This is a genomic window from Taibaiella helva (assembly GCF_003545695.1).
Lineage (GTDB): Bacteria > Bacteroidota > Bacteroidia > Chitinophagales > Chitinophagaceae > Taibaiella > Taibaiella helva.
This window is the reverse complement of sequence record NZ_QUZZ01000016.1, coordinates 50,289-63,379: the sequence shown is the minus strand read 5'-3', so window position 1 is coordinate 63,379 and position 13,091 is coordinate 50,289. Positions and strand designations below refer to the sequence as shown.

Annotated in this window: 8 protein-coding genes; 3 read left to right on the top strand and 5 right to left on the bottom strand. The window is 49.1% G+C overall.

What is annotated here, in order from left to right:
* Window positions 1-5 precede the first annotated feature (5 nt).
* On the bottom strand, window positions 6-440 hold the full coding sequence (locus tag DZC79_RS19495; RefSeq protein ID WP_118953297.1) for a hotdog fold thioesterase: 435 nt from the start codon (window positions 438-440) through the stop codon (window positions 6-8).
* Between the two features lie 157 nt (window positions 441-597).
* Here DZC79_RS19495 and DZC79_RS19490 point away from each other — a divergent pair, with 157 nt between their 5' ends.
* A complete protein-coding gene (locus tag DZC79_RS19490; RefSeq protein WP_118953296.1) occupies window positions 598-1,926 on the top strand; it encodes a saccharopine dehydrogenase C-terminal domain-containing protein in 1,329 nt (442 codons plus the stop codon).
* 75 nt (window positions 1,927-2,001) lie between these two features.
* Here DZC79_RS19490 and hppD read toward each other — a convergent pair whose 3' ends face one another.
* Both hppD and DZC79_RS19480 read right to left on the bottom strand, forming a co-directional pair.
* Entirely contained in the window at window positions 2,002-3,141 is a 1,140-nt protein-coding gene (hppD, locus tag DZC79_RS19485) for a 4-hydroxyphenylpyruvate dioxygenase (RefSeq protein ID WP_118953295.1), read from the bottom strand.
* A 282-nt stretch (window positions 3,142-3,423) separates the two neighbouring features.
* Window positions 3,424-5,046, bottom strand: coding sequence for a hypothetical protein (locus DZC79_RS19480; protein WP_118953294.1), 1,623 nt, complete (start codon window positions 5,044-5,046; stop codon window positions 3,424-3,426).
* A 1,211-nt stretch (window positions 5,047-6,257) separates the two neighbouring features.
* Between DZC79_RS19480 and DZC79_RS19475 the strand changes: the two genes are divergently transcribed.
* Window positions 6,258-9,101 carry a sensor histidine kinase gene (locus tag DZC79_RS19475; RefSeq protein ID WP_198666957.1) on the top strand — a complete coding sequence of 948 codons (2,844 nt, stop codon included), beginning with the start codon at window positions 6,258-6,260 and terminating at the stop codon, window positions 9,099-9,101.
* On the top strand, window positions 9,076-9,840 hold the full coding sequence (locus DZC79_RS19470; protein WP_118953292.1) for a LytR/AlgR family response regulator transcription factor: 765 nt from the start codon (window positions 9,076-9,078) through the stop codon (window positions 9,838-9,840). Before DZC79_RS19475 ends, DZC79_RS19470 begins: the two co-directional genes overlap by 26 nt.
* Window positions 9,841-9,994: 154 nt before the next feature.
* Here the strand turns inward: DZC79_RS19470 and DZC79_RS19465 are convergent, their stop codons facing one another.
* Both DZC79_RS19465 and porX read right to left on the bottom strand, forming a co-directional pair.
* The gene (locus DZC79_RS19465) at window positions 9,995-11,155 is read right to left on the bottom strand and encodes a homogentisate 1,2-dioxygenase (RefSeq protein WP_118953291.1); all 1,161 of its coding nucleotides are present in this window, start codon (window positions 11,153-11,155) and stop codon (window positions 9,995-9,997) included.
* A 269-nt stretch (window positions 11,156-11,424) separates the two neighbouring features.
* Window positions 11,425-12,978, bottom strand: coding sequence for a T9SS response regulator signal transducer PorX (gene porX, locus DZC79_RS19460; protein ID WP_118953290.1), 1,554 nt, complete (start codon window positions 12,976-12,978; stop codon window positions 11,425-11,427).
* Window positions 12,979-13,091 lie beyond the last annotated feature (113 nt).

The window sequence follows — 13,091 nt, the reverse complement described above, 5'->3', positions numbered from 1 at the left end:
GAGGCTTACGGCTCTTTTTTCTTTAGCACTGCCATCGTCAGGCGGCTGATACAGACCAGCTTACCGCCTTCATCCGTGATCCGGATATCCCATACATGCGAAGTAGCGCCGAGATGCAGGGCAGTGGCCGTAGCAGTAACTATACCGTTCCGTTTGCCGCGTACATGATTGCAATTGATCTCCATACCCACGCAGATCTGCTTATCGGTATCGATGCACAGCCAGCTGGCTACACTACCCACAGTTTCGGCCAGGGCTGCTGAAGCGCCGCCATGCAGCAGGCCGTAGGGTTGATGCGTCCGTTCGTCTACCGGCATCTGCAAACGCAGAAAATCGTCGCCGATCTCGGTAAACTGCATGTCCAGAACACCCGCCAGTGTTTTATGGCGTAAGGCATTCAGCTCATCCAGGCTTATATTTTCTTTTTTCCAGATTGACATGCAATAAGATTGAGCCGTCAAAGTTAATGCTTACCCGATTTATTTATACTTTAAAAAGTGCGCAATTAAAACAAACCTTTTTTTTTAAATGTAAAAAAAATGTGTACTAGTTGACTATATTTGCAATGCACTTACTAACCAATTAACAAAATGTACTATGCTTACAGTTCTTATTGCAGGAGCAGGCAAGTCGTCTGCTCATCTCATTGACTATATGCTCTCCAACGCGAAGCAAAAATGGAGAGTGGTCGTAATGGATGCCAACCCGGAAATGATCGCTGAAAAGCTGAACGGGCACCCCAAGGGAGAAGCCGCAGTGATCGATATTATGGACGAGCATGCCCGGCAGCAGCTGGTCAAAAATGCGGATATCGTTCTGTCGCTGATGCCGCCCCACCTGCATTACCTGCTGGCCAAAGACTGCTTGAAATTCAAAAAGAACCTCATTACCTCGTCCTATGTATCTGAGGAGATCAGGGCGCTGGATGCCGAGGCAAAAAAGGCGGGCATCTGCATGATGTGTGAAATGGGCCTGGACCCTGGTATCGACCACATGTCGGCCAACGCCATTATTCATGGCGTACAGCGTATTGCCGGCACGATCCAGAGTTTCAAAAGCTACTGCGGCGGCTTGGTAGCGCCCGAGAGCGACGACAATCCCTGGCATTACAAGATCAGCTGGAACCCGCGCAACATTGTCCTGGCTGGAAAACAAGGTGCCGTATGGCTGGAAAACGGCAAGCAGCATGAAGCGAAATACGAGCAGTTGTTCTCTGCCAGCAAAAAGATCAAAGTGGCGGAGCTGGGTTCGCTCAGCTATTATCCCAACCGGGATTCGCTGAAGTATCTGGAGCTCTACAGCCTTCCCGAGATCAAAACCTTTATGCGCGCAACGCTGCGTCATCCGGCCTTTATGAAAGGCTGGGACCTGGTGATCAAGGCCGGCCTGGTGAATGAGGACGACAAGTTCCAGGCCGACAACAGCTCATATGCCGACTGGACTGCAAAAGTGGTCGGTGTGGCCAACGATGCCAAGCTGCGCGAACAATTCAAGAAGAAATTCGGCGCCGATGAAAAAGAGATGAAGCAAATGGATTGGCTGGGCTTGTTCGACAACCGCCGCATCAATGGCGTCGGCCAGCTGTCTTCGGCCGATATCCTGCAGACCCTGCTGGAAGAGCGCTGGAAAATGAAAGCGTTGGATAAGGATATGGTCGTGATGCAGCACCAGATCGATTACGAAAGGAAAGGCGTGCTGGTAAAGCTTACCAGCTCTATGATCGTAACCGGCGACAACCGCCAGTACAGCGCCATGTCCAAGACCGTGGGCCTGCCTATGGCGATCCTGGCCAAGAAGATCCTGCTGCAGGAGATCAGCACCAGGAACATCACTGGTGTGCACATCCCGGTAATGCCGGAGGTTTATGTGCCTGTGCTGAAGGAGCTGAAGAAAAACGGTATCGAGTTTATTGAGATCATCGATTAATGGTAACAGGTAAAACAAAAGAGAAGTCAAGTTTCGAAACTTGACTTCTCTTTTGTTTATATCACAACGATAACCTTACAGGTTGCCGCGCTTGGCCTGCTCTCTTTCAATGCTTTCAAACAAAGCCTTGAAGTTACCGGCACCGAAGCTCTGCGCACCATGGCGCTCGATAATCTCGAAGAAAAGAGTAGGGCGGTCTTCCACCGGCTTGGTAAAGATCTGTAACAGGTAGCCTTCCTCGTCGCGATCGACCAGGATGCCCAGTCCCTGCAGCTTCTTGATATCTTCATCGATAGAGCCCACGCGCTCGGGCAGCATTTCATAATATGCATCGGGCGGAGCGCTCAGGAATTCTACACCACGTGCTTTCAGTTCGATCACGGTCTTCACAATATCTTTGGTCGCTACGGCGATATGCTGTACGCCTTCTCCCTCATAGAAATCCAGGTACTCTTCGATCTGTGACTTCTTTTTGCCTTCGGCGGGCTCGTTGATGGGAAACTTGGAATAGCCGTTGCCATTGCTCATTACCTTACTCATCAGGGCCGAGTATTCGGTATTGATCTGCTTGTCGTCAAAAGAAAGGATATTCACAAAGCCCATCACATCCTCATACCATTTTACAGTCGGCAGCATACGGTTCCAACCGACATTACCCACGCAATGGTCGACATACAGCAGACCGGCGTCGGAAGGGTTGTAATCACTCTTCCAGGCCTCATAGCCCGGCATAAAAGCGCCTTTATAGTTTTTACGCTCGATGAACATGTGTACCGTCTCACCGTAAGTGTAAATGCCCGACATGCGCACTTCGCCGAACTCATCGGTAAGCGTAACAGGCTCCTGGTAAGGTTTTCCGCCGCGTTTGGTGGTTTCTTCAAATGCGCTGTAAGCGTCTTCAACCCACAGAGCCAATACCTTTACGCCATCACCGTGCTTTTTCACGTGCTCAGAAATAGGATGCTCGGAGTTCAATGCAGTGGTCAGCACAAGACGGATCTTACCCTGCTGCAATACATAGGAAGAACGGTCGCGTACACCGGTTTCGGGGCCTGCATAAGCCACAGACTGGAAGCCGAAGGCTGTTTTGTAATAGTGCGCTGCCTGCTTGGCATTACCTACATAAAATTCAATATAATCGGTACCGTTGATCGGCAGGAAATCCTGGGCCTGAGCTATTTTCTCAGCAAATGTTTTTCCGGTTACTGTAGACATGTCTTTATTAAATTTAAGATGTTAGTTGGTAGATTCAGAATCGGGTATAAAGGAGTTTGCGCTCCCTGATACTTTTTTAAAAAAAACATCTTATCAGCTCCACATCGCCATGACCAGCTTTTTGAGCCTCTTCTTTACCCTGATGTAAGAAGAGTTATGAAATTCTCTTTCCACTGCTTATTGATTTTAGGTTCTTGCCTCGAAAAGTCAGGCCAACATACAAATGACCGGCCGGTGACACAAAAATAAATGAAAATTGCCTAACATCATCAGAATGACCTGTTAACGGGAAAGTACGCGCCATTCGGGGCCCGCCTGGTAAAGGATCATATCCTCCGGCTTCAGGTCTTTGAAATGTATAGTATACTGCCGTGTGCTGCCGTCGGTAGTCACCTCGTATTCCGGGCTATCGCCCAGCGGCATCCCCCATAGCCAGCCACCCCAGCCACCGGCACGCACCTCGTAGGTATTGTTTCCTTTCGGTACCACGCTCACCGAATCTTCAGGCGCATACATCGTATAGTGCGCTAGCGAGGTTATATCCGGCAAATCATGGCCATACTTACGGGTGAGTTTGACGTCAAAGCCCATACGCAGGCAGTAGGCGCCGCCGTAAGTGTCAACCAGGTTAAGGATATAGACACGGCCGCTTGCCTTATGAGGAAAAGTACGGACAAGATTCTCGATCATCTCACCGGCGAAGCGCCATTTTTGTACAGCGTTGCTGAGACAGATGATGCTGGCGATAAGATACAAGCTGGCCACAAGCTTCCGCAGCCATTCCCCGAACAGGAAGCTAATGGCTGCAGCCGCGAGCGGGTAGAAGAAAAGAGAAGGCAGATAGCCATAACGATCCGACTGGATGTCTTTTACAAACAAAGTCTCCAGGTTGATCACAGGGAGCAGGGCGGCCAGGAAACTAAAGAACAAAAACCACAGCAGCATTCCCTTTCGACCCGTTTTCCTAAGCAGGAGCAGGCACAGGAGCAGCACGGTCCCCAGCGCCAGCAATACATACACACCGTTCATATCCTTATCCAGGTAATTGAGAAAGGCCGCGTGGCTGAAAGGCAGGTACCGGAACCACAGAACGAACTTCAGGAAGTATTTAAAACAGTTGACACCGATATAGGATAAGTCGGTATTCAGGTGCATGGCAGCGCCATAGTGCCCTACGGGATTGCCGAAACGGAGATAGGTAAGTCCCACAAAGCCGGCTACCATCAGGAAGGCCGGCAGCAGTGCCCAAAGGATTGTTTTACCCAAAGGTATTTTCAGGTCGCTTCTTAAGACAAACAAAGCCGTCAGGCAGCACAGCAGCAAAGGCAGCACGAATATGGCTTCAGTCGCAAACAGGCCAATGCCAAACGGGATAAAGAGGCCGGCCAGTGCTTTTAAGGCACCCGTTTCCCAGAAACGGATCAATGCGATAAGACCTGTCAGCAACATAACGGAAGCAAACAGGAAATGAATAGTCGCAGCCCATACCACCGCTTCCGTCTGGTAAGGAGAGAGGAGGAAGAATAAGGTCGCCGTAAGCGGCAGCCAAGGGCGTGCGATCTGCAGGTGTTGCAGGATCTTGCGCAGCAGAACCTGCAGCAATGTGGCGTTAAGCGCATGCAGTCCCAGGCAGATGAGATACCAGCCAAAAGGATGCGTACCGAACAAGCGGTAGCAGCCATACATCAGCAGGTGGTACATATACTTGAGGCTGGGATCGCCGAAGCCGTTTTTTAAACCGGCAGTCCCCTGCTTATCATAACGATTTGACCAAAAAATAAAATCGGAGGTAAACTTGGCATCGAGGGAAGGCAGGTAGAGCAAACCGGCCAGCGCCAGGAAGAAAAAGAATATCCTGTGATTTTTCGCTGTAAGCCAGTGCAGGCCTTTACCGGCAAAATTCATGGGCTGAAGATAGGCAAATACTGCGGAAATTCACCAGCGGAAACAATACTATTCCGGGTCCGGTCTCCTTATCGCCTGAGGCTGCCTCCTACGTTTGCGTACATGCGCAGGAGACAGCCTTTATTTTCCAGGAACGGACCTAAGCGACACATTTCAATACGGGCGAGGTGGAGCACAACACCGAATAACAAAGTCTCCACGTACACCTCTGTGAGGCACATTGGTCTAAATGTGAGCAAATATCGGACTGCTGTGGTTCCGACGGCACACAAAATTGTGAAGCGTCTCCTCCTGTAATGTTACTGCTTTCCAGCCTGGAAATAGATGTCTTTTTTATTTCCAGCTTTTTTAAATCGATTGATTGTTTCTTCATCGGTTTGAATTTTGAATATTTGCGTTGACAGGAAAAATATGGATCCTGGTATCGGATGACCCATCACTTAATTAAAAGTGGGGGAGACAGACGGGCTTTGTGTTGGGGCACTATGGCATTTTGCTTATTGTATCAGTGCTGATACTGCACTGATTGACGGATTGAGGTGGAAATACACAGCCTGCAGGGCAAGTAGCAGTATAATCTTGTTCGTTGCAACCGCCTGCGGGTATCGTACATGCTGCGGATGGCGCGCATTGATGTATGGTATCTGCTCCGCCGGCTATGTTCTTCATTCCGCTAAGGGGCATAATGTCCTCTTTACCAAAAGATAGTTTTTTGTTCAGCACTAATTTTGATTTTTTCATCGTTGAGAAATTTAGATTTGTCCTCCCCTGTCTTATACCGCCATGGGGTGGTTGTTCAGCGATTGTGTACGAAATGGCCGGTAATAGGGATCCCGGGGCCTTATACCTGCAATTAGGCTATTAGAGACCATATAAAGAAACGACATTGAGTAAGTATGTCCGGCTGAGGAGCAAATGCACGCCTATACTGTTAACTGCACCGACAGGAATGCATTAGCTGGCAGCTACAGAAACGCGATCTTTTTTTATCCGCTATGGTTGATGATGCAACAAGTGACCGGTTAAAGAGCGGTTCAGGCATAAGGAATACTTCTCCCTGCTTATCTGTATACTACAAAAGCAGATTACTAAGAGATATTTTTATTTTTACCTATATTGTGAATTATGCTTTTGTTATGCGGTGCTGCCCATTGCTTTTTTTACTATTGCCCTTATGCTTTGCAAAGTATGCTTCAGCCACATGGGAGCCTTTGGCACGACATGTTACTATGGCAGACGGCCTGCCCAGCAATGTGGTGTACGATGTGTATGAAGACAGCAAAGGATTTATGTGGTTTTGTACCGATCAGGGCATAAGCCGTTATGATGGATCGGCTTTTCTGAATTATTCCATTAAAGAAGGTATTCCGGATATGGAGGTCTTCAGGATAAGAGAAGACAAACAGCATCGCTACTGGCTGGTCTGTTACAACAGGAAAGCTTGCTACCTGAAATACGGGAAAATATATACCAGTGAGAATGACCCGCTTTGCCGGAAAATAGATGCCGAGAGCCTATATTATGACGAGCTGTTTACCGATCGGGAAGGTAATGATTGCCTGGTGGGCAAAAAAATAGGGATCCTCTGTCCCGGGTTCCCATACCTGCGCGTATTGCAGAATATTGAGCTGTCTTCACCGGAGCGGGTAAAGCACTTTCGCAGAAACGGAGAGGACTATATTGTCGCCGGTAATGACGTATTCAATATCCAAACCGGCTTCAATCAAAAACTGCCGGTAGGCTATATCGACGCTTTATTTTTTGATGGCCACACACTTTTCGCCTCAGGCTTCGGGCATCCGGACAGGAGACAGGAACTGGATCAATGGTATTTTGTGGGAGATAGTCTGCAAAGGTTAAAAACGCATCGTGTGCCCGGCCGGATATACCAGATAGGCCCTTCCGGGAAGGGCGGTATGCTGCTTTGTACAGCCAGGGGCATGCAAATTTATGATAGCTTGTCCGGGAAGATCGTACCGGATACGGCTTTCCCCCGTGGTCTACCCACGAACTGTATGCGGACAGACCATGAAGGCAACCGGTGGCTAAGCACTTTAAACGATGGCATATACTTTATACCCGCAAACGGTGGCCGGCTCATTGACCGACGTTCGGGTCTGGTGAGAAACAATATATTGTCTATTGCTTTAAGCAGGGGAGGAAATATTATCGCTGGTGACGATTTCGGGCATGTCTATCGGATAAAGAAAGACAATACCATACAGGTGCATACCCTCACCACGCCGCAAAACAACCGTGTCCTGTTTGTCCGCGATAATGGTCATGAATTGTTGATGGCGGGAAGCGATGTCGGGCTATATACTATTCACAACGATGTATCCTGCATCCGGCGGCAGGCTTCAATGAAAGCCGGTTTCTTTTCCGAACGCTTTTTCTATGCCGGGTGCATTTTCGGCCTGGTTGTTTACGACAACCGCACCCGGAAAACCAGGTGTGACCATATAGGACGCATAACAGCCCTGGCACTGGACAACAATCAAATCTTATGGGCCGGCGGTATCAATGGATTACGCTATTTTAAGAATGGTCAACCAGTGAAATACGACCCGGACAGCTTGCTAACGGATTGCTTTATTACCTGCATGGTGCCGGCACCTGGTGGCGGTATCCTCGCGGGCAGCAGTACCCGGGGCCTGCTTTTTATAAAAGACTACGGGCTGCCGCCGGTACAGTTGGACAGACATCATGGACTGGCAGGCAATAGCTGCAAGCGGCTTTTTGTTGCTGAGAACAGTTGTATCTGGCTGAGCTCAGACGGCGGTATCGACCGCATACGGCAGACAACAGACGGACATTTTACAGTAAAACCATTTCCCCTTCCTCCAGGTATAGCAGGCAAACAGATCAATGATCTGGCGGAAAGCGGCGGCAGGCTGTACCTGGCCACGGATCAGGGTATTCTGATCCTAAACAGCCAGGATACCTTACAATCCAAACCACCCCGGCTTTACTTAGAGACGGCAAACGGCCGCGCGATCAACGGGCAAACCCTCCGGTTTTCTAATAAAGAACAAAACCTACAGCTCTCTTATACCGGCCTGAGCTATACAGGAGGCACCCCGCTGCAATATAAATACCTGCTGATGGGCGGTACAGGCGATACACTATACACCTATGCGCAAACCATTGATTTCTCTGCATTGGGCCCGGGAGACTATAAGCTGCTGCTATGGTGCCGTAGTCCTGGTAGTGAATGGACAGCGAAGCCGCTCCAGCTTTCCATTACCATCCTGCCGCCACTCTGGCGCCATCCCGCCCTGGTCGGTGCTTTTATCCTGCTCCTTGGCGCCATAGTAGCAATGGTCTTCCGCTTCAGGATAAACAGGGTGAAAAAACGCGCGGCGCAGGAAGCACGGAAGCAGCAGCAATTGGCCGAACTGGAATTGAATGCCCTGAGGGCTCAGATCAATCCGCATTTTATTTTTAATGCGCTTAATGCGATCCAATTCTATTACAGCCAGCATGATGAAATAACGGCCAATGATTACATGACTTCGTTCGCCCATTTTATCAGGCTCACACTCGCTCATTCACAAGCGCATTGGTTACCTTTAAACGAAGAGATCGCTATGTTACAAACCTACCTGGAACTGGAGCAGGTCCGCTTCCGGCAATTGTTTACGGTTACTTTCGATATTGCGTCCAACATTTCTGCGGAACAGATTGCCATACCAGCCATGCTTATCCAGCCTTATGTTGAAAACGCGGTTAACCATGGATTACGCTATCTTAAAGGCCGGGAGGGTAAACTAACCTTGTCTTTCACGCTTAAGAAGGACAATTTGTGCTGTATCATAGACGACAACGGGATAGGCCGTAAGCAGGCGGTAAGCTACCGGCAGCCGCAACATACCTCTATGGGTATGAAGATCACCCACCAGCGTATAGAGACCATTAACCGCATGTACGGGATCACCGTACAGGTAGAGATTACCGATAAACCGGATACCGGAGGTGAGCCCGGCGGCACACAGGTATCCTTACTGATACCCTTAAAATTAACGACTCATGATCCTGACTACGTTAATCGTTGATGATGAAATGGGAAGCAGGCAAACCCTGCGGAATTTCCTGGACCGTTATTGCCCCGATGTTCATGTCGTAGGCGAGGCCGATTCGGTTGAGGCCGCGGTATCGGAAATTGAGAGACACAATCCCATGTTGCTTTTCCTGGATATCAATATGCCTCAAGAGAACGGGTTTGCTTTATTTCAGAAAATATCCGATCCGTCCTTTCAAACCATATTCGTTACAGCATACGACAGCTACGCGCTTCAAGCCATCAGGCAGCATGCGCTGGACTATATCCTGAAGCCACTGAATGTAAAGAGTCTTTCGGCGGCAGTTGACCGGGCGCAACAGTATTGTACGCGCGAACAGCTGGCAGGGCGTATCGATGGCCTGCTGGCAAGCCTGCAACAGCCTTCTGTACTCAAAGCCAAAATAGACCTGCCTACGACCAATGGATTCATTTATGTGCCTGTTACAGAAATCATCCGTTGCGAAGCATCGGATAATTATACGCTCTTTCATTTTACGGATCGAAGGCCGGTGCTGGTATGCCGTACATTGGGAAGCTACGAGATGTTGCTAAAGGATCATGGTTTTATCCGAGTGCATCATCAACACCTGATCAATCCGGACCATTTGTTGCAATACCAGTATGGCAGGGGTGGAACGATACTGATGAGCGACAATACCGAAGTAAATGTATCGCAGCGAAAAAGGGAAGAGTTCCTTCAGGCTGTCAGGATCAAAACAGCGGAGCGGTAAGTTCGGCGCTGCCTTGCCCTGTATAAGCTACCTGGTATTGTCGAACAGGGACAGAAGGCGATAAACGTTGATATACTTCCTTCCCAGGCCACCGCATAAAAAAAAGAGGCTTGTCCTTGCGGGAAACCTCTATCGCTATACCTTAAGCCGGGGCTTACTCTGCCCAGCTCATCACATAATGTTCGTCTTCGATACCCTTGGCCGCATCCGTCATCATCAACGGGTGGAAGGTATCGACCATTACCGCCAGTTCAGGCGTTTCGGTTTTACCGATACTCTTCTCCACAGCGCCGGGATGCGGTCCGTGGGGAATGCCGCCGGGGTGCAGAGTGATCATACCGCGTTCGACATGCTTTCGGCTCATGAATTCGCCATCGACATAATACAGCACTTCGTCGCTGTCGATGTTGCTGTGGTTATAGGGTGCCGGTATCGCCAGGGGATGATAATCATATTTACGGGGCACAAAAGAGCAGATCACAAAATTGTGTGCATCGAAGGTCTGGTGTACAGGCGGCGGCTGGTGTACCCGGCCGGTGATCGGCTCAAAATCATGGATGCTTAAGGCATAAGGATATTCGTAGCCGTCCCAGCCGACAACGTCGAAGGGATGTGTGCCGTACCAGATGGGATACATCAGGCCTTTCTTCCGGATATTGATCAGGAATTCGCCTTGCTCGTCGAAAGTCTGCAGGTCGCCGGGTTTGCGGATATCGCGCTCGCAGTACGGCGCATGCTCCAGCAGCTGACCGTATTTGCTCAGGTACCTTTTAGGATAAGTTACCGGGCTGAAAGAATCAACAATAAAGAGCCTGTTGGCCTCGGTATCGAACTCGATCTGGTAAATGGTACCGCGGGGGATCACTAGGTAATCGCCGTAGGCAAATCTCAGCTGTCCATACTGGGTTTTCAATACGCCGCTACCTTCATGCACGAAGATCACTTCATCGGAATCGGCATTCTTATAGAAAACATTACCCGTAAGACCTTTCTGTGGCGCCGCCAGGGAGAGGTGCACGTCATTGTTGAACAGCACCGTTTTCTTGCTTTTCAGGAAATCGGCCTCGGGCTGCACTTTGAAGCCCTGGAAACTGCGGTGCTTCAGGATATTGTCGGTAGAAGCCTTTGGCGAAACATCAACAGGCTCCAGTGTTTTGATGATTTTTGTCGGCGGATGAACATGATACAGCAGCGAATAATTGGAAGAAAAACCTTCGGTGCTGAACAGTTGCTCGGAATACAGCCCGCCATCGGGCTTGCGGAACTGTGTATGTCGCTTATGGGGGATATTTCCCAGGCTATAATAGTGAGGCATATTGTAGTTGAAATGTAGGCGTAAAGGTAAAACTATTTGGTCAAATTAGCATGGAACGAGGCCCAAGCTCCACTCTTGCTGGTTAAAACTCCGGCAATGGGGATAGCAACTAGGTTTCAAGCCTGTCAGGCTTAAAGCCTCCCTTTTACTTCCGGTTTCTTAAAGCGGGAGTTGCTGTTTTCCGCCTTTATTGCTGAAAACACCAACAAAGGCGGCGCATAAAAAAGCCGTGCCGGTGAACGGCACGGCTGCATTAATTTACATATTGCTTACCTGCTGGTCATCCGCACTACGGGTACGATCATTTCTTCCAGCGATACCCCTCCATGCTGGAAGGTGTTGCGGTAATAGTTCACGTAATAGTTATAGTTGTTGGGATAGCAGAGGAAAACATCTTCCTTGGCAAAAATGTACTTGGAATTGACATTGGGCTGCGGCAGACCGGCATCATGCGGCGTGGTGATGGCAAACACGTCTTTCTCCTCGTACTGGATATTGCGGCCATGCTTGTAACGCAGGTTGGTCGTGGTCGATTTGTCGCCTACACATTTGCTGGGGGTCCTCACACGCATGGTGCCATGGTCGGTAGTAAAGATTACTTGTATATCCTTTTCCGCGATCTTCTTCAGCGCACGGAACAAGGGGGAATGCTCAAACCAGCTTACGGTAAGCGAACGATAAGATTGTTCGTCGCCGGCCAGCTCCTTCAGCACTTCCATTTCCGTACGGGCATGCGATAGCATGTCTACAAAATTGTAAACGATCACTGTAAGGTCGTTCTTCAGGTAGTTATGGATATTATCCTCCATGGTCTTACCATCTTCATTATTGGTGATCTTCAGGTATTCCCAACGGATATTGCCCATATTGAGCGCCCTGATCTGGTCGCCCAGGAACTGGCGTTCATAAAGGTTCTTGCCGCCCTGTTCATCGTCATTCTTCCATTCCAGCGGGTAACGCCTTTCGATCTCTACCGGTAGCATACCGGAAAAGATGGCGTTGCGGCTGTATTGGGTAGAAGTGGGCAGTATGGCATAGAACATATCTTCTTCCTGTACCCTGAAGAACTGGTTCACGATAGGTTCTATCGATTTCCACTGATCATAGCGCAGGTTATCAATCAGCACCATAAAGGTGGGCTTACCTTTCTTCACATGCGGCGCGATCATCTGGCTGAACAAGGTATGCGACATCACAGGCGTATCTTCGCGCTTGTTCTTGATCCAGTCGATATAATTGCGGGAAACAAATTTGAAGAACTCGGTATTGGCCTCCGACTTCTGGGTGTTGAATACTTCCTGCATTTCCGGGCTATCGCTCTTGCTCATCTCCACTTCCCAATACACCAGCTTTTTATACAGGTCCTTCCATTCTTCCACATTGGGATTGCTGTTGAGCGCCATAAACAGGTTGCGGAAGTCTTTCTGGTACTCAATGGTGGTCTTTTCCGACACCAGGCGTTTGCCATCCATGATCTTCTTCAGCGAAAGCAGCACCTGGTTGGGGTTTACCGGCTTGATGAGGTAGTCGGTTATCTGTGAGCCGATGGCCTCTTCCATAATGTTCTCCGCCTCGTTCTTGGTGACCATCACCACCGGCACGGTTGGATAACTTTCTTTGATGCGGGAGAGGGTTTCGAGACCGGTCATGCCGGGCATGCTCTCATCCAGCAGGATAACATCGGCCTGGTTGCTTTTGAGGTGCTCGAGCACATCGTAGCCATTGGTGAAAGGCTTTACTTCATAACCTTTGTTTTTCAGGAAAAGGATCTGAGATTTCAACGATTCTATTTCATCGTCTACCCATAAAATTTCTGCTTGCATATATTAAAACGGTCCTGCGGGGCAGGGATTAGATGTTGATTGAAAAAATATATGAGGTAAAGCTACTGAATAGAAAACGGTTGTGATGTTGCGCTAAACTACAACGAATTAAC